The organism is Amorphoplanes friuliensis DSM 7358 (genome assembly GCF_000494755.1).
GTDB lineage: Bacteria > Actinomycetota > Actinomycetes > Mycobacteriales > Micromonosporaceae > Actinoplanes > Actinoplanes friuliensis.
In genome coordinates this window covers 1,202,335-1,220,234 of sequence record NC_022657.1, presented here as the reverse complement: position 1 = coordinate 1,220,234, position 17,900 = coordinate 1,202,335, and the positions used below count along the sequence as shown (strand labels likewise).

Below are 17,900 nucleotides of genomic sequence, written 5' to 3'. Positions count from 1 at the left end.
GGTGACGGGTCGAGGAGGTGCCGTGGCGCAGTCGCAGGAGCCGGACGGCTACGACGATGAGCTCGCTCGCATCGATGCGTCGATCGCAGACCTCAAGATCCGCGACATGGCGGCAGCGAAGGAACGCACCCAGATAGCGAGCAAGATCCAGGCCGCGCAGTTCCAGCGGGACATCCTGGCGCACGCCAACCAGCAGAAGAAACGCCCCGCGAAGACGACACGCCGGGTGCGACGCCGCCCGGAGGAGAGCACCGGGGCGCCGTCCTGGTCCGAGCCCGGCACCGCACGGACGCCCCCGCCCGGTGCCGCGACCGACGGTGTGACGATGCTGCTCGACGACCCGCCGCCGACCGAGAGGCCCGCACCGCCTCCGCGTCCGCCGCGCCGGCCCCGCGTCGCGCCGCTGCCGCCGGAGCCCGAGGCGCACGCACCGCACGAGCCCGAGACTTCCTCGCAGTCGGTGCAAAACATTCTGCTCGGCCTCAGCGCGCTCGTGCTGGGCGTCGCGGCCATCGTTTTTGCCGGTGCGGCCAGCAACGCCGTCGGTCGCGCGTTCATCCTCGCCATAGCCACCGCCGTTGCCCTCGGTGTGGCGCCCATGGTCTCGCGCCGCGGGCTGACCTCGACGGCGGAGACCCTGGCCGCGGTCGGCCTGGTGCTGCTGCCGATGACGATGTTCGCGCTGCACGGCAGCCGGGCACTCGGCGGCACCGCTGTTCCGTCCACCGTTTTCCTCGGCATCACCCTGCTGATCTCCGCCGTGGCGTCGTTCCTCTACGCCGGTGTCACCCGGCTCGCCGCACCGCGTTACGCCACGGTTGTCGCGGTGCAGCCGGTGCCGCCGCTGCTGGCGTACCCGGCGATCGAGAGCCCGGCCGGCTGGGCGTTGGCGCTGACCGCGGTCGCGCTCATCGACCTGCTGCTCCTGACCACCGTGATCCGCAAGGGCCGCCTGCTGCCGCGCTGGCCGCTGGGCCGTCCGGTCGCCGGTGACCGCGAGACCCTGGCCGAGGCGGATGCCCGCCAGCGAGGCGCGGACGACTTCGCGGCCCGGGAGGACGACCCGGCCGACCCGGCGTCCTACGAAGACGCCCCGGCCCGGCCCGAGTCGCTCCCCGAAGAGCCCGACCTGATCATCGACGGGCTGACCGGACGCCGCCGCTGGAAGTGGCTCCCGACCCGGATCTTCCCCGGTCCCCGCCCGGCCGGCGCCCCGGCCGCGGGAACGGTCCCGCTCGCCCCGCCGGCCACACCGCCGTCGGCCGGCTGGCTGCGCGGCCTGACCTTCGGCCTGCTCTGCCTGGCCGCCGCCGGTGCCGTCGTCTACGCGAGCGCGGCCCTGCTGGGCGCCGACGCCGTGATCGACGCCGTGCGTTCCGGCCTGATCCTGGTGCTGGCCGCCCTCACCGTGTCGGCCGCCGCGCGCATGGTCGACCACATCCTGGCCCGCAACATCGCCGGCGGTGTGCTCGCGCTGGCCGTGATCGCGGCCGTCGCCCGGATCGCCGCCGTCGCCTCGCCCGCCTGGACCCTGGCCGCCGCGGCAGCCGCCGTCGCGCTCACCGGCGCCGTCGTCCGCATGGTGCCCGACGAGGTCCGGCGCGGCCCGCAGTACGCGTCGGCCGGTGCGCTCACGCTCATCGGCCTCTTCGTCGCCGTGGACGCCCTGCGCGCCGCGATCGCCCCCGTGCAGGCCGCCCGCCCGATCTGGAACGCCGACACCGCCGCCTACGCCACCCGCATCGCCGAGGCCGCCGGCCAGTCCGGCTGGCTGCTCGCCCTGAGCGCGTTGCTGCTGACCATCGCCGCCGCGCTCGCGCTGCCCACCGAATACCGGCACGAGGGTGCGGTCACCGGCGTGGCGCTGACCGCTCTGGCCGTACCGGCATCTTTGGGTCTGCCCTGGTCGGAGGCCCCGTGGCCGCTGGTGCTGGCGGCGATCGGCCTCGGCGGCGCCGGCCTGATGGCACCCACCCGGCGTATCGCGATCGCGCACATCGCGGCCGCCGGAGTGGTCGGTCTCTTCGGCGCGGCCGCCGCGCTCAGCGCGTCGTGGCTCACGGCCGCGGTCCTGCTCGCGCTGGCCGGCGCCGGTGTCATGGTCGCGGTCGCGGCCCGACAGATCCCGGTACGCCTGTACGCCTGGCTGATCGGTGACTGGGCTTCCGGCGCCGCCGCCCTGGCGATCCCGGGTGCCGTGGTGACCGCCGTGCTGGCGACCAGCGACCCGGGAGGCGGCCCGCCGCCGACCGAGGCCGTGACCGTGCCCGCGCTGGCTCTGGGCTTCCTGGCTGTCGCCGGCACGCTCACCTACGCCGCGGTGTTCCAGGTGGCCCGCCGCGAGATCAGCCTTCCGATGACCGGTGGAGCCGGTGCGGGCGCCGTGGCGATGGCCCTCGCCGCCCTGCTGGCGCCCGGTGCCACCGCACCCGACATCTGGGTCGGCGCACTGCTGCTGGCCGCCGCCGGGCTGCTGTTCTTCGCCAAGTCGCTCGACGCCGGCCGCCGCGCGGACCGGATGGTCGACGGACCCGACATCGCCGCCGCCGCGGCCACCGTGGCCGTCTGCGGCGCGCTGGCCCGCGTCGCCGCTCTCGCCTTCCCCGAAGCGCCCCTCGCGGTCGCCGCGATCGTGGTGCTGATCGTGGCGTTCGGCGTCCGGGCGCTGCCCGAGGACTGGCGTCGCGGACCCGTACGCGGTGTCGGCGCGGCGGGCATCGTCATCGTCGCGATCGCCGGATGGCAGGCCCTGGCGGGCGGTCTGCGGATCATCTCCGCGCCCGGCCCCATCTGGGCCTCCGAGATCGGCGCCTACTCGACGACCCCGCCGGCCGGCGCCTGGCAGGCCCCGGTCGCGCTGGTGATCGCCGCCGTGGCTGCTGCCGTCGCGCTGCCCCGCCCCGCCAAATACGACGTCAGCGCCCTCTGCGTCGCCCTGGCCACCGTCGGGGCACCGGCCGCCTTCGGCCTGCCGTGGTGGTCGCCGCTGCTCATCGGCGGTGCGGTGGCCCTCGCGTACGGGATGGGTGCGGTCGCGGCCACCGACCCGCGCGCGGCGATCGCCCGGGCCGCTGTCGCAGCGGTTGTCGCCCTGCACGCGGCCGGCGCCGGCCTCGTCCGCCCCTGGTCGACGGCGATCGCGCTCGGTCTGATCACGCTCACCGGCATCCTCGTGGCCTGGATGGCACGAGCCGACCTGACACCGGGTTCCCACCGGCAGTGGGCCGAGACCGCCGACGGCGACGAAGTGGTCAACCTCGCGCTCGACGACACCGGCATGCCCCGCCACCGCGCCCAGATCGGCGGCGCCGCCACGGCCGCGGCCCTCTTCGCGGCCCCCGGTGTGCTCGCGGCCATGGCCGCCGACCAGGGCAACAGCGCCCAGGTGGTCCTCACCGCGGCGCTCGCCGGCTCCAGCGTGGCCCTCGCTTTGCTGGCGCTCGCCGCCCGCTGGGTGCCGCAATATCTGCCCTGGGCCACCTTCGGCCTGGTCTTCGGCGCGTTTGTCACCGCCATCGCTTCGATTCCCAGCGACTACCCCACCGCCCTCTACGCCGCCGCAGCCGCGCTGCTCGGCGTGGTCGCGGAACTGCTGCGCGGCGCCACCCCGGCACCCGGTCTCACCGTCGCCCCGAACCGCTTCTGGGGCGAAGGCGGCTATGTCCGCCCCCGCTGGACCGCGATCCGCCCGAGCGGCCTCCGCGGCCGCTGGCTGGTCGACCCCGCCACCGGCGCGGTGGTCGTCGCCGCCCTGCCCACCGCCCTGGCCCTGATCTCCATCGCACCGGCCCTCAAGGCCTCCCTCCTCGACCCGATGCAGCAGCTCAGCGCGATCTGGGAAGGCCCGGTGGCCGCCGTGGCCACTCCGGCCTCGGGCAGCGTCGACGGCACCAGCGTGCTGGCCGCGGTCCTGCTCACCGTGGCCGCCGCGCTGGCCGCACTCGGGTTCGGTGGCAAGCCCGCCGAGGCCGTACCGGTGATCCTGCCCGGCCTGGCCATCACCCTCCTGATCGCACCGATCGCCCTGAACGCCCAGTGGCCGGCCGCGACCTCGACAGCGCTGATCGTCTTCACGATCTCGATGCTGGGCCTGGCCCTGACCCCGCCACCGATCGCCACCCGGGCCACCCTGCTCCGCACGACCCGCAACATCGTCTTCGTGATCGGCCTGCTCGCGGGCGGCGCCGGCCTCGCCGGAAGCCTCGCCACCCAGCAGCTGACCCTCTTCACCCTCGGCGCCGCCATCGGCGTCGGCCTGGTCGGCGCCATCGCCGGCCGCAGCCGCCACGCCCGGATCCTCGGCTGGATCTTCACCGCCGTCATGGGCCAGTTCTTCGTCCTGACGGTCGCCCTCGTCGCCGGCCTCACCCCGCCGTGGGCCGCGTTCGGCGTCCTCGCCGTGGGGGCGGTGCTGCTGGTCCTCGAAGCCGCCATCCCCCGCCTCGGGCTCCCCGAATACCGCCAGGAAGCCACCACCGTCGAATGGTCCGGGTACGCGTCAGCCCTGCTCGCCGGCGCCCTCGCCTACAGCTCCCCGGCACACCTGGCCGCACTGCTGGCCGCCTGGGGCGCGGTCCTCGGCCTGGCCGCAACCCGCCCCGGCCGCACCCCGAACCAGCGCCGCAACCTGTTCTGGCTGGCCGTCGGCTTCGAAATCATCGGCATCTGGCTCTTCATCGCCATCGCGGACGTCGCCCTGCCTGAGGCCTACACCCTGCCGTTCGCCGCCCTGGCCCTCCTGGTCGGCATCCTCGAATCCCGCCAGCGCCCCGACCTGAGCAGCTGGGCCGCCTACGGCCCGGCGCTCGTAGCGGCCTTCGTGCCCACGATCGGCATCGTGGTCGCCACCGACGCCGGCGACCTCCGGGAGCTTCTGCTCCTGCTCAGCGCGGTGGCCACCCTGATCATCGGCTCGCGCATGCAACAACAAGCGCCGGTCGTGGTCGGCGCGGTAGCCACCGCAATCGCGACCATCCACTTTGCCACGACGCTGGTCGGCCCGTGGCTCGTCCTGGTCCCGGTCGGCGTCATCCTCCTCTTCCTGGGCGCCACCAACGAAAACCGCCGCCGCACCCAGGAACGCCTCCGCGGCGCCCTCGTCCGCATGCGCTGACCCCATCCGCCGCGGGCTTGATCAGGCGGTTCGGCTCAGGGATCTGCCAACCCGCCCAGCCTGACCCGCTGGCCGAAGCGGCTCGCCTAGCTCCGGGCAGGTCTACGGCCAAGCGAATCGGCAGTGCGCGCGCGACCTAGCGGATCGGCAGACCGGCCCAGGGTGGCGGTCGGACGGTCCCGCGCGGCCAGACCCAGCCGACGGTCAGCCGCGCCCCAGCAGTAAGCCGGGCCGTCGGTCAGCCGGCCACGTCAGCAGTTAAGCGGGCCAGCATTCAGCCACGCACCGGCGGTCAGGCGGTCGACGAGCCCAGCGATCAGGCGAGCACGCAATCGGAGGGCCAGCGCCCAAATGAGCCAGATCAGCCGAGAGCCTGCCACGAGCCAGCGATAAGACCGACCAGCGGTCAGCCGCCATTCACCGGTCAACCAGCCAGCGATAGGACGTGGACAGGCGGGCGCGCAGCCACGCGGGTGCGCTCGGCCAGGCAGGCGCGCTCGGACAGGCGGGCGCGCAGCCACGCGGGCGCACTCGGCCAGGCAGGCGCGCTCGGACAGGCGGGCGCGCAGCCACGCGGGCGCACTCGGCCAGGCAGGCGCGCTCGGACAGGCGGGCGCGCAGCCACGCGGGCGCACTCGGCCAGGCAGGCGCGCTCGGACAGGCGGGCGCGCAGCCACGCGGGCGCACTCGGCCAGGCAGGCGCGCTCGGACAGGCGGGCGCGCAGCCACGCGGGCGCACTCGGCCAGGCAGGCGCGCTCGGACAGGCGGGCGCGCAGCCACGCGGGCGCACTCGGCCAGGCAGGCGCGCTCGGACAGGCGGGCGCGCTCGGCCAGGCGGGCGCGCTCGGCCAGCTGAGAATGGACCACGCGCCAGCTATCCGCTTCACCAGCGGTCAGCCACATGTCAGCAGTCAGCTGGCCAACGGCCAGGCGGGCCACCAGGCCGGCGGGCCCGATCAGCCGCGAGTCAGCGGCGGGGTGGAGCCGGCAGTTGCGGCTGACGCCGTTGCGGCCCACGCACCAGCGATCGGGCGGTCAGTGAGAGCCGACGGTCGAGCGGGCCAGCGGTCAGGCAGGTTGGCCGCCGGGCGTCAGCGGTCAGGGAGGTCGGCCCGCCGGGCGTCAGCGGTCAGGCCGAGCCGGTGGTCAGCCGAGGATGCGGGCTCGGAGGGCTTCGTCTTTGTCGGCGACGACCTGCTCGAGGTTGGTCTGGAAGGCCTGCATGCGCTTGAGTAGCACCGGGTCCGACGCGGCCAGGATGCGGACCGCCAGCAGGCCGGCGTTGCGGGCCCCGCCGATCGAGACCGTGGCGACCGGGACGCCGGCGGGCATTTGGACGATGGAGAGGAGGGAGTCCATGCCGTCGAGGTATTTCAGGGGGACCGGGACGCCGATCACCGGGAGGGGGGTCATCGAGGCGACCATGCCGGGGAGGTGGGCTGCGCCGCCCGCGCCCGTGATGATGACCTTGAGGCCGCGGTCGGCGGCGGTGGTGGCGTAGTCGACCATTTTTCGAACCGTGCGGTGAGCGGAGACGACGCCTACCTCGAACGGCACTTCGAACTCGGCGAGGGCGAGTGCTGCGGCTTCCATGGTGGACCAGTCCGAGTCGCTGCCCATGATCACGCCGACTACCGGGGTCATTGTTGGCCTTCCTGGAGCCAGCGGGCGGCACGCACGGCGCGGGCGCGTACCTCGGTCATGGTGTCGCCGAGGACGGTGACGTGGCCGATCTTGCGGCCGGGGCGGACCTGTTTGCCGTACAGGTGGACGCGGGCGCCGGGGTCGGCGGCGAAGAGGTGGTGGAGGCGCTCGTCGAGGGACATGCCGCCGGGCTCGCCGCCGAGGACGTTGGCCATGACAACCGCGGGCGCGGTGAGGGAGGTCTCCCCCATCGGGTAGTCCAGGACGGCCCGCAGGTGCTGCTCGAACTGCGACGTCCGCGCGCCTTCGATGGTCCAGTGGCCGGAGTTGTGGGGGCGCATGGCCAGCTCGTTGACGACGATGCCGGCCTCGGTCTCGAACAGTTCGACCGCCAGGAGGCCGACCACACCGAGCGCGTTGGCCAGGTCGATCGCCAGCTGCTGCGCCTCGACGGCGAGGTCCTCGGGCAGATCGGGGGCGGGGGCCAGCACCTCGACGCAGATGCCGTCCTGCTGCACGGTCTCCACGACGGGATAGGCCGCAACCTGCCCGAACGGCGACCGGGCCACGAGCGCGGCCAGCTCCCGGCGCAGCGGCACCCGCTCCTCGACGATCAGCTCGGTGCCGGTGCCGACCAGCTCTTCCGCGGCGGCGAGGTCGTCGAGCATCCAGACGCCGCGCCCGTCGTATCCGCCCCGCACTGCTTTGGCGACAACCGGCCAGCCGACGGAACCGGCGAAGTCGGCGATGTCCTGCGCCGAGGCCACCGGGCGCCACTGCGGGACCGGGGCGCCGAGCGCGCTGAGACGTTCGCGCATCTGGCGCTTGTCCTGGGCGTACAGGATCGCCTCGGCACCGGGGTAGATCTTGACGCCTTCGGCGGCCAGCGCGGCGATGTGCGCGGTCGGCACATGCTCGTGGTCGAAGGTGACGGCGTCGCAGCCCTTGGCGAACTCCCGCAGGGCGGCCAGATCGGTATGCGTTCCGATCCGCACGTCCGCGGCGACCAGGGCGGCGCTGTCATCGGGCGACTCGGAGAGCACGCGCAGTGACTGGCCGAGGGCAATGGCGGCCTGGTGGGTCATCCGGGCCAGCTGGCCACCGCCCACCATGCCGACTACGGGCAGACCGGTTCGGGTATCCATCTCGCCCGCCAGCCTAACGAGCCGCACACCCGCCCGGCGCACCGCCCTGAGCAGGTGCCGGTCAGGACGACAGGCGGTCCACCAGCTCTTCCGGCGTGGTGACCGGGCGGTCGCAGACGAAGCCGCGGCACACGAACGCCGCCGACGCGCCGTTGATCAGTGGGCGGTCGGCCAGCAGCGGCACGCCGGGGCGATCCGGTTCGCCGACCACGACGACCGTGCCCGGCGGGGCGTGGCGGTGGGCCGCCGCGACCAAGGGGTCCGTCGCCGGGGCGTTTGTCGCGATGGCGATCTCGTACGGGCCGGCGACGACCGCCTCCGCCACCGTGGCCGAGTAGCCGGCGAACCGCGCATGGCCCTCGATCAGCGGCCCGACGGTTTCGAGCGCCGCGTCGGCCGCCTCCCGGTATCGGGTTTCACCGCTCAGAGCCGCGTACGCCACCAGTCCGGCGCAGAGAGCGGCCAGTCCGGACGGGGTCGCGTTGTCGGTCGGGTCGGCGGGGCGGGTGACGAGCTTTTCGGCGTCGTCGGCCGTGTCGTACAAGCCGCCCGAGCCGGTGGCGAAGTGGTCCAGGGCGACGTCGAGCAGGGCGCCGGCGCGGACCAGCCACTGACCGTCGCCGGTGAGCTGGTGGACGGCGCAGAAGGCTTCGGCGACGGTGCCGTAGTCCTCGAGGACGCCGTCGGGGGCCCCGACCACGCCGTTGCGGGAGACGCGGCGGAGGCGGTCGTCGACGAGGTGTCGGTCGGCCAGGACGGATGCCAGGTGGACGGCCGGGTCGGGAGAGGAGCCGGTGAGCTGCGCGTATTCGGCCAGGGCGGTGATGGCCAGGCCGTTCCAGGAGGCCACGACCTTGTCGTCGCGGGCCGGCTGGGGGCGTTCGTTGCGGGCCGCCAGCAGGCGGGAGCGCACGTCCTGCCAGCGGGCGACCAGCTCGGGTGCTGCCGCGTCGATGTCGCGGGCCAGCACCAGGACGCTGCTGCCGTGTTCGAAGGTGCCCTTGGTCGTCACCCGGAACAGGTCGGCGGCCCAGTCGCCGTCCTCGTCGCCCAGTGCTTCGCGCAGCTGGGCCGGCGTCCAGGCGTACGTGAGACCTTCGGTGCCGTCCGTGTCGGCGTCGAGGGCCGAGGCGAGGCCGCCCGCGGGTGTGGCCAGGTCGCGGAGCAGGAACGCGGCCGTCTCGTCGGCGATACGCCGGGCGAACGGGTCGTCCGTGAGCCGCCACAGCTGGGTGTACACGCGCAGGAGCAGGGCGTTGTCGTACAGCATCTTCTCGAAGTGGGGCACGGTCCACGTCGTGTCGACGGCGTAGCGCGCGAAGCCGCCGGCCAGCTGGTCGTAGATGCCGCCGCGGGCCATCTGCTCGGCGGTGTGCCGGACGATCTCCAGATCCGCCTCCGCGCCGGTGCGCTGGTGGTGGCGCAGGAGGAAGAGCAGGTCCATGTGGGGCGGGAACTTGGGGGCGCCGCCGAAACCGCCGTACGAGGGATCGTGCTCCTTGGCCAGGCTCGCGGCCGCGGTGTCCAGGAGCTCCGGCGAGATCGGGGTGGTCGGGCCGCCGACCAGCTGGGCGCCGCCGATGGCCTGGACCACCGCCGAGCCCTGGGTGATCACGGCGTCGCGTTGGTCGCGCCAGGCCGTCGTGACGGAGTCGAGCAGGCGGGTGAAGCTGGCCTTGGGGAAGTAGGTGCCGCAGAAGAACGGCTCGCCGGCGGGCGTGGCGAAGACGGTCATCGGCCAGCCGCCCTGACCGGTCATGGCCTGGGTGGCGGTCATGTAGACGGCGTCGACGTCGGGGCGTTCCTCGCGGTCGACCTTGATCGCCACGAAGCCGTCGTTCATCAGCCGGGCGACGGCCTCGTCCTCGAAGGACTCGTGGGCCATGACGTGACACCAGTGGCAGGCGGCGTAGCCCACGGAGATCAGGACGGGCACGTCACGCCGCCGGGCCTCGGCGAAGGCCTCGTCGGACCAGGGCCACCAGTCGACAGGGTTGTCCTGGTGCTGCAGCAGGTAGGGCGAGGTCGCGCCGGCGAGACGGTTGGCCATGCTTCCAAACTAGCCCGGGGGTGCGTCGATAAACCTCAGGAAGCACCGTCGGCGCGCAGCGGAACGATCTTGGAGGGGGCCGCCTCGGCCAGCTGGTGCAGTGCCGCCACGATCTTGTCGGCGGGAAGCGGGCGGCTGAAGTGGTACCCCTGGGCCGAGGTGCAGCCCAGCGCCAGCAACGCTTCGCGCTGGTCCGTCGTCTCCACACCCTCGGCCACGACGCGCGCGCCCAGGCGGGCGCCCAGCTCGACCGCACCGCGGACCACGGCGGCAGCCGCCGGCGAGTCGGTCATGCCCGTCACGAAGGAACGGTCGACCTTGAGCTCGTCGACCGTCACACGGGTCACGAAGGACAACGAGGAGAAGCCGGTGCCGAAGTCGTCGACCGAGATCTGGACGCCCATCTCGCGCAGGGCGGCGATCACCTCGTCGACGACCTCCTGATCGCTGACCGCCACCGACTCGGTGATCTCGAGGACCAGCTGGTCGGCGTCGAGGTGGTGCCGGCGCAGCGCGTCCGCGACCTGCGCCGGGAACGTCGCGTCGAGGAGGCTGCGGGCGGAGACGTTGACCGAGACCGGGAGATCCAGGCCGGATTTGTTCCAGTCGGCGGCGGCGGTGAGGGCCCGGTCGAGCACATAGCGGGTGAACGGGCCGAGCAGCTCGCCGTGCTCGATCGTCTCGATGAAGTCGCCCGGGCTCAGCAGGCCGCGGCGGGGATGGCGCCAGCGGATGAGCGCTTCGACGCCGGTGGGCGCGCCGGTCTCCAGGTCGACCTCGGGCTGCAGGACGAGCACCAGCTGGTCGTCCGCGGTCAGCGCGTCGTGCAGCTCGGCCGGCAGTGCCAGGTGGTCGGTGCTGCTGGCGTCGCGGGCGGTGTCGTACGCGGCCACGCCGACCTGCAGCTCCTTGGCCTGGTCGAGGGCGATGCCGGCCCGCCGGATGAGCTCGGCGAGGTCGGTGCCACCGGCCGGGGACACAGCCACGCCGACGGCGACCTCGGTCACCAGCCGGACGCCACCGATCTCCATCGGCAGACCGAGCTGATCGACCACTTCACGAGCCCGGCGTACGGCGCGGGGCAGCGGAACCGGAGCCTCGTGCAGCGGCGTCGCCGAGTCGGTGAGTGTGCTGATGGTCGGCAGCAGGATCGCGAACTCGTCGTCGCCGAGGCGGGCCACGACCTCCTGGTCGCGGGCGAGGTCGGTGAGGCGTTCGGCGACCGTGCACAGCATGGCGTCGCCGGCGCGGTGCCCGAGGGTGCCGTTGACCTCACGGAACTCGTTGAGGTCGAGCAGCAGCAGCGCGACCTGCTGGTCGCGGTGGATGGTCTGGAGCATGGCGTCGCCGTCCGCGATCAGCGCGGACCTGTTCGCGAGGCCGGTCAGCGGGTCGTGCACGCCGTCGTGGGCGACCTTGGCCTCCAGCTGTGCGAGCCGCTCGTGAGCGGCGGCGTCGTGCAGGGCCCCGGCGAGCGCGTCGCCGTAGGCGGAAACAGCCAGCTCGTCGCGGGCCACGGGCAGGGTGGGTTCGGCCAGCCACACGGTCAGCTCGCCGACCGGGGTGCCACCGACCTCCATGGCGCGGGTGATCACCGCTCCGGGCAGGGAGCCAGGGGTGGGGTCCTGTGCCGTGCCATCGGCTGCGTAGCGGCGCGGGCTGCCACCGTGCGGCTGGAGCACGTCGATCTCCACCCGGCGGGCGCCGAAGACGTCGAGCGCGCCGCGCAGGCCGGCCGCGGCGACGGCCAGCTCCGAGGAGCCGCCCAGCGTGCGGGTGGCCCGGGCGAACGCCTCCCAGATCCGGCGTTCCTCCTCGGCCCGCAGGTGGTATCGGTAGGTCCGCTGCAGCAGCCACAGCGAGGGCGGCAGGGCCAGCAGCCAGACCGGGCCGTTGACCAGCGCGAAGATCGTCAGGAGACCGACCAGCACGTTGCCGACGAACATGGGCAGCTTGGCGTGCAGCGCCCGGACGGCGATGTGGGCGGGCGGGGCGTCGCGGTGCAACGACAGCGTCAGCACCGCCAGGCCGAGCGTGATCAGGAGGTAGGTGGCCGCACCGGTGATGAGCCCGACCTGGACGCGGGTGCTTCCCATCGGCGCCGAGGGTCCGGTGATGGCGTAGGTGACCGCGGTGGCTCCGGACGCGCCGAGGGTCAGCGACGCCGCGAGGTGGGCCAGGTCGGCGACGACCCGCTGGTCGTTGAGCCAGGTGATGAGGAGCCAGGCCCCGGCGGCGCCGAGCAGGGTGGCGACGGGCAGCCAGCCCGGAGGGGCGAGCGCAAAGCCGATGATGAACGCGGTCTCGCCCCAGGAGATGCTGACCGTGCCGCGCCCGACCCGGAAACGGAGACGGGCGAGCTGTGCGGCCCCGACGAGCAGGACGGCGACGCCGACCCCGCCCACGGGTGAGAGGTCGACGATCGCGGGTCGCGGGAGCGGCAGGACCACACCGAGCACGGCGGCGGCGACGGCCACCGCGACGAGCGTCCAGGTAAGGACCCGACCGGCTTTCGGTCGCGACACCTGGCCGACCTTGGCGGACGGCCGGTCACGCCTTCCGGCGGTTACGGGATCGGGCTGCGGTGTCATGCCACCCCCCTGCTGACCAGCGGCACAGGCGAATGCACGTGCATCTGCAGTGGAGGATGCGGGGGGCGGGAGATGGTCATCGACAGCCCCCTTTCCGCACAGGGTGGAGGGACGTCAAAGCCCCCCGGCGGAAGGCTAAGCCAATCCGCCGGAACGCAACAGGGGTTGACTGATGGCCACTGTCGATGTTCGACCCGGAAGGACACGGGGAGTCACGGCCGACCCCGCTCCTGGCAAAGAGGAGCCGGCGCTGTCGCGGTTAAGCGCGGTCGCCCCGGGCGCCGTCGGCGGGCGGCGCATCGACCGATTCCGTGGCCTTGACCTCGGCTTCCGCGGGCCTGATCTCCACATCGGAGGCCTGGTCACCGGCCTCGGCGGCCCGAGGGTCAGCATCGGGGCGCTCGAGGTCGGCGTTGAGGCGAGTGATCTCGGCCTCACGGCGTGCGGCGGCCGGATCCGGAAAACTGTCGGGAAGCCGACGCAAGCGCTTGTTCATGTTGCGGATCAAGAGAACTGTGCCTATGGCCATCAGCACGATGACGAACAGCCCCATCGGGCCGGCCAGGCCGCCCGATCGGGTGTCACCGAAGTTGTTGACCGCCACCACGAAGTTCACAGGGCTCACGGTACGCCACTACCTCGCCTGAACCGACTCCCGGATGCCCGCGAACAGGTCGGACTCGGGAACCGGGCTGTCGACGAACGACCGGGCCAGCTCGAAGTCCTCGGTGGGCCAGACCTTCTGCTGGAGCTCCATCGGCACGTGGAACCAGAAACCGTCCGGGTCGACCTGGGTGGCGTGGGCCCGCAGCGCGTCGTCGCGAACCTCGAAGTACTCACCGCACTCGACCCGAGTGGTGATCTTGTCGCCGCGGTCCTGGCGGTCCTCCCACTTGTCGAGCCACTCCGTGTAGGGCGACTCGAGGCCGGCCGCGAGCATCGCCTCGTGCAATGCCATGAAGCGAGCCCGGGTCCAGCCGGAGTTGTAGTAGAGCTTCAGCGGCTGCCAGGGCTCACCCAGCTCGGGGTGCTGCTCCGGGTCGCCGGCCGCCTCGAACGCCGCCACCGAGATCTTGTGACACATGATGTGGTCGGGGTGCGGGTAGCCACCGTTCTCGTCGTACGTCGTCATGACGTGCGGCTTGAACTGGCGGATCAGCTTGATCAGCGGGAGCGCGCCCTCGGCCGGGTCGACGAGACCGAAACACCCCTCGGGCAGCGGCGGGAGCGGGTCACCCTCGGGCAGCCCCGAGTCGACGAACCCCAGCCAGGCCTGCTCCACACCGAGGATCTCGCGCGCCTTGTCCATCTCGGCCCGGCGGATGTTGGAGATGTCGGCCAGCACCTCGGGGCGGTCCATCTTGGGGTTGAGGACGCTGCCGCGCTCACCACCCGTACACGTTGCGACCAGCACCTCGACGCCTTCGGCGACGTAGCGGGCCATCGTGGCCGCGCCCTTGCTGGACTCGTCGTCGGGGTGCGCGTGCACCGCCATGAGACGCAACTGCTCAGCCACTGAATTCTCCCTCGACCGGGCCTCGTCGAGGACCCCCGGTTGAAGCTGCGAAGATGGACCTCGCCATTCTGGCTGATCGCACCGACAACTTTCGCAGGAGAGGGCCCCCTGGTGAGCGAGACGCGCGCCACAACGCCGGTATTCCCGCCGGGCCGCTACGGGTGGCGCCGCGACGGACGCCGCCGGTTGTTCGTGCCGATCGTTCTCGCTCTCGTCTTCGCGGTCGGTGTCAGTTTCCTGGCCACCCGCCTGTACTCGCGGTACGGCAGCCCGGACTACGACTCGCAGATCGTCGGCTGGTCCGACGTCACCGACAGCCAGATGAAGATCGAGTTCACCGTGCGGGTGCCCGCGGGCGCGTCCGCGACCTGTGGCCTGCGTGCCCGCAGCTACGACGGCGCCGAGGTCGGCCGGGCCACCGTCACGGTGAAAGCGCAGGCCGGAGCGACCACGATCGAGGCCACCGAGCCGGTGCCGACCACCGCGAAAGCCGCGATCGGCGAGGTCGTCCGCTGCGCGGCGGCGAGCTGAATCTCTCCGTCGCAACAGGGGCAACTTTCACCTCTCGAAGCGGTATGCACACCGCTGGTAAGCTAAGTGATTCGCTCCGTACGCCTGTTCACCCATCCGTACGTACGTGCTTGCAAGGAGAAGAGTCTGTGACCAGTTCAGAGGCGTCGAAGACCTGGCTCTCCCAGGACGCTTACGACCGGCTGCAGGCCGAGCTCGACGAGTTGATCGCAGCCCGGCCGGCCGTCGCCGCCGAGATCAACGCCCGCCGTGAGGAGGGCGACCTCCGCGAGAACGGCGGCTACCACGCGGCCCGCGAGGAGCAGGGCAAGCAGGAGGGCCGGATCCTCTACTTGAAGGAGTTCCTGCGGAAGGCCGAGGTCGGCGACGCGCCCAGCGCGGACTCGGTGGCCCCCGGCACGGTCGTCACGATCTACTTCGACGAGGACAAGTCCGATACCGAGACGTTCCTGCTCGGCTCGCGCGAGATCGCGGCGACGACCGACTACACGGTCTACAGCCCCGAGTCGGCGCTCGGTAAGGCGATCCTCGGTGCGGGTCCGGGTCAGACCGTGACCTACACCGCACCCAGCGGCGCGGACATCAAGGTCACCGTGGTCGAGTTCGCCCCGTTCGGGGGCTGATCAGTCGTTTCCGGACCGCCGGGCCCGCTCATCGGGCCCGGCGGTTCCGTGTCAGGGAGTGCCCGACAGCAGCGTCAGTGAATATCCGGAGCTGCGGAGGACGCTGATCAGCGCCGCCGAGTGGTCCGGCCCGCGGGTCTCCACCGAGAGCTGCACCTCGACCTCGCCGAAGCTCAGCCGCGGGTTCTGCCGGGAGTGCGCCACATCGACGATGTTGGCCCGCTGCTCCGCGATCTCCGCCAGCAGGCGGGCCAGCTCACCCGGCTGATCCCCGGTACGCACGGAGAGCCGCAGGAACCGGCCGGCCGACACGAGCCCGTGCTCGATAACCCGCAGCAGCAGCATCGGGTCGATGTTGCCGCCGGAGAGGATCGCCACGACCGGCGGCTTGAGGTCGACCTTGCCGGTGAGCAGCGCGGCGACCGCGGCGCCGCCGGCGGGCTCGACGACCATCTTGTGGCGTTCCAGCAGCACCAGCAGGGCCGCCGACAGGTCCTCGTCGGTCACCGTGACCACGTCGTCGACGAGCTTGCTGACGTGGGCGAAGTTCAGCACGCCGGGCCGCATGACCGCGATGCCGTCGGCGATCGTGGCCGAGCGCTCGAGCGTGCGCGGCTCCCCCGCCGCCAGCGAGGGCGGGTAGGCGGCCGCGCCGACGGCCTGCACGCCGATGATCCGGATGTCGGGGCGCAGCGCCTTGGCGGCCACCGCCACTCCGGAGATGAGGCCGCCACCGCCGACAGCGGTCACGATCGTATTGACCTCGGGGCACTGCTCGAGGATCTCCAGTCCGACCGTGCCCTGACCCGCGATGACGTCGGGGTGGTCGAACGGGTGGATCAGGATCGCGCCGGTGGCGTCCGCGAAGTCCCGCGCCGCGGCCAGCGCGTCGTCGACGGTGCTGCCGGCGTACTCGATCGTGGCGCCGTAACCCTTGGTGGCCGAGACCTTGGGCAGCGGGGCGCCCTCGGGCATGAAGACCGTGGACTTCGCACCCAGCAGGCCCGCGGCCAGGGCCACACCCTGGGCGTGGTTGCCGGCGCTCGCGGCGACGACACCCCGGGCCCGCTCGGCGTCGGTGAGCCGGGAGATCCGGGTGTAGGCCCCCCGCACCTTGTACGACCCGGCGCGCTGCTGGTTTTCGCACTTGAGCCAGACCGGCACACCGAGGGTGCGGGTCAGGGGCATGGAGTGCTCGAGCGGTGTCGTCTTGATGATCCCGGTGAGCAGAGCCCGGGCGGCCTCGATGTCGGCGAGCTCCAGCAGGTCGGTCATGGCCCTGATCGTGCCACCCGCCTCAGACGAAGGCGTGACGAGGCCAGGGGTTCGCCACCTCGAACTGCCCGGCGATCGCGAGCAGCAGCAGCTCCGAGTCGGGCGGTCCCACCAGCTGAATCCCGACCGGGAGCCCGTCGGGGCGCAGGCCGATCGGTACGACGATCGCCGGCAGACCCGCGATGTTCCACGGGGCGGCGTAGGGCGCGTACCGCATGTTCACCTGCATGTTGCTCCGCCAGCTGCCGGCGGCGTGCCCGTCGGCGGGCGGCGGTGTTGCCGCGAGTGCGGGCGTGAGCAGCACGTCGATGTTGTTGTCGGCGAAGAACTGGATGCTCTTCTCACGCCACGCGTCACGCTGCGACTGCTTCGCCCAGCCGCGCTTGATCATGAGCTTGCCGAGCCGGATGTGCCGCCGCGTGCGGGGCTGGAGCTTCTTCAGGTCGACCCCCGACGCCTCGGCCTCCTGGTACGCGCAGGCGAACCAGGTGGCCAGGCCGGTCAGACCGACAACCGTCGAGTACGCCGGCTCCGCGGTGACCGTGTTGTGCCCGGAGGCGACCAGGATCTTCGAGGCCGTCGCCACAGCCTCGCGGTTGGGCTCGTCCGGGCGTACCCCGGCCACCGGTGAGCGCAACGAGACGCCGACCCGGAGCTTTTCCGGCTGGACGAGTTTGGCCGGGGTCCGGCCGGCCATGACGCTGAAACCGAGAGCGGCGTCGGACACCGTGGTGGCCAGGATGCCGTTCTCCACGAGGCCGAGCCAGCCGTCGACGCCCAGGTCACGCGGCACGACGTCCCGGCCGGGCTTGAGCCCGATCAGACCGCAGCACGCCGCGGGGATGCGCACCGAGCCGAGCCCGTCGTTACCGTGCGCGATGGGCACCAGACCGGCGGCGACCGCGGCGGCGGAACCCCCGGACGAGCCTCCGGGCGTACGGTCGAGGGCCCAGGGGTTGCGGGTGGCCTCGTCCGGACCGTCGGTGGTCGCCCAGAGCCCCATCTCGGGCATCCGGGTGACACCGACGACGACCGCGCCGGCACCGCGGAGCCGGCGCACCACCTCGTGATCCTCCTCGGCCACGGCCGAGCGGGCCGCGGCCGAGCCGAACCAGGTCGGCAGGCCGGCGACCGGAGTGTTCTCCTTCACCGCGACCGGGACACCGGCCAGCGGGAGGTTGGCAAGATCCTCCTGGTCGTCGACCTTCTCGGCCTCGGTGATCGCCTCACCGCCGCGCACCACCCGGAACGCGGCCAGCGAGGGGTCCGAGATCCCGATCTGCTCGAGGTGATCAGCGACGACCTGCACAGCAGTGGTGTCGCCGCGGCGCACCGCGCGCGAGATCTGCTTCGCCGTGGCACCCACCCACGTGGTCGCCAGGTTGTCCATGCGCCCGCTCCGTATATAGAG

The 17,900-nt window shown here is 72.6% G+C and carries 11 protein-coding genes; 3 read left to right on the top strand and 8 right to left on the bottom strand.

The window, feature by feature from the left end:
• Nucleotides 1-22 precede the first annotated feature (22 nt).
• Nucleotides 23-5,113 carry an SCO7613 C-terminal domain-containing membrane protein gene (locus AFR_RS05625; RefSeq protein ID WP_023358932.1) on the top strand — a complete coding sequence of 1,697 codons (5,091 nt, stop codon included), beginning with the start codon at nt 23-25 and terminating at the stop codon, nt 5,111-5,113.
• Between the two features lie 1,147 nt (nt 5,114-6,260).
• On the opposite strand, the gene purE is transcribed toward AFR_RS05625, so the two are convergent.
• The 6 genes from purE to mca all read right to left on the bottom strand — a co-directional run bounded on the left by purE (nt 6,261) and on the right by mca (nt 14,060).
• Complete coding sequence (gene purE, locus AFR_RS05620; RefSeq protein WP_023358931.1) at nt 6,261-6,758, bottom strand: 5-(carboxyamino)imidazole ribonucleotide mutase; 498 nt, start codon at nt 6,756-6,758, stop codon at nt 6,261-6,263.
• Nucleotides 6,755-7,903, bottom strand: coding sequence for a 5-(carboxyamino)imidazole ribonucleotide synthase (locus AFR_RS05615; protein WP_041840629.1), 1,149 nt, complete (start codon nt 7,901-7,903; stop codon nt 6,755-6,757). The genes purE and AFR_RS05615 overlap by 4 nt, the downstream gene beginning before the upstream one ends.
• Nucleotides 7,904-7,964: 61 nt before the next feature.
• Nucleotides 7,965-9,953 (bottom strand): thioredoxin domain-containing protein, encoded by a 1,989-nt coding sequence (locus AFR_RS05610; protein WP_023358929.1) that lies wholly within the window; start codon nt 9,951-9,953, stop codon nt 7,965-7,967.
• 35 nt (nt 9,954-9,988) lie between these two features.
• Nucleotides 9,989-12,544 carry an EAL domain-containing protein gene (locus AFR_RS05605; protein ID WP_023358928.1) on the bottom strand — a complete coding sequence of 852 codons (2,556 nt, stop codon included), beginning with the start codon at nt 12,542-12,544 and terminating at the stop codon, nt 9,989-9,991.
• A 259-nt stretch (nt 12,545-12,803) separates the two neighbouring features.
• Complete coding sequence (locus tag AFR_RS05600) at nt 12,804-13,169, bottom strand: hypothetical protein (RefSeq protein WP_041840627.1); 366 nt, start codon at nt 13,167-13,169, stop codon at nt 12,804-12,806.
• Nucleotides 13,170-13,178: 9 nt separating this feature from the next.
• Nucleotides 13,179-14,060, bottom strand: a complete 882-nt coding sequence (gene mca / locus AFR_RS05595; RefSeq protein WP_023358926.1) for a mycothiol conjugate amidase Mca — start codon at nt 14,058-14,060, stop codon at nt 13,179-13,181.
• Between the two features lie 111 nt (nt 14,061-14,171).
• Here mca and AFR_RS05590 point away from each other — a divergent pair, with 111 nt between their 5' ends.
• Nucleotides 14,172-14,591 carry a DUF4307 domain-containing protein gene (locus AFR_RS05590; RefSeq protein ID WP_041840626.1) on the top strand — a complete coding sequence of 140 codons (420 nt, stop codon included), beginning with the start codon at nt 14,172-14,174 and terminating at the stop codon, nt 14,589-14,591.
• 128 nt (nt 14,592-14,719) lie between these two features.
• Entirely contained in the window at nt 14,720-15,214 is a 495-nt protein-coding gene (greA, locus tag AFR_RS05585; RefSeq protein ID WP_023358924.1) for a transcription elongation factor GreA, read from the top strand.
• A gap of 51 nt (nt 15,215-15,265) precedes the next feature.
• Here greA and ilvA read toward each other — a convergent pair whose 3' ends face one another.
• Nucleotides 15,266-16,489, bottom strand: coding sequence for a threonine ammonia-lyase (gene ilvA, locus AFR_RS05580; protein ID WP_023358923.1), 1,224 nt, complete (start codon nt 16,487-16,489; stop codon nt 15,266-15,268).
• A 22-nt stretch (nt 16,490-16,511) separates the two neighbouring features.
• Complete coding sequence (locus AFR_RS05575) at nt 16,512-17,879, bottom strand: amidase (RefSeq protein ID WP_023358922.1); 1,368 nt, start codon at nt 17,877-17,879, stop codon at nt 16,512-16,514.
• Nucleotides 17,880-17,900: the final 21 nt, after the last annotated feature.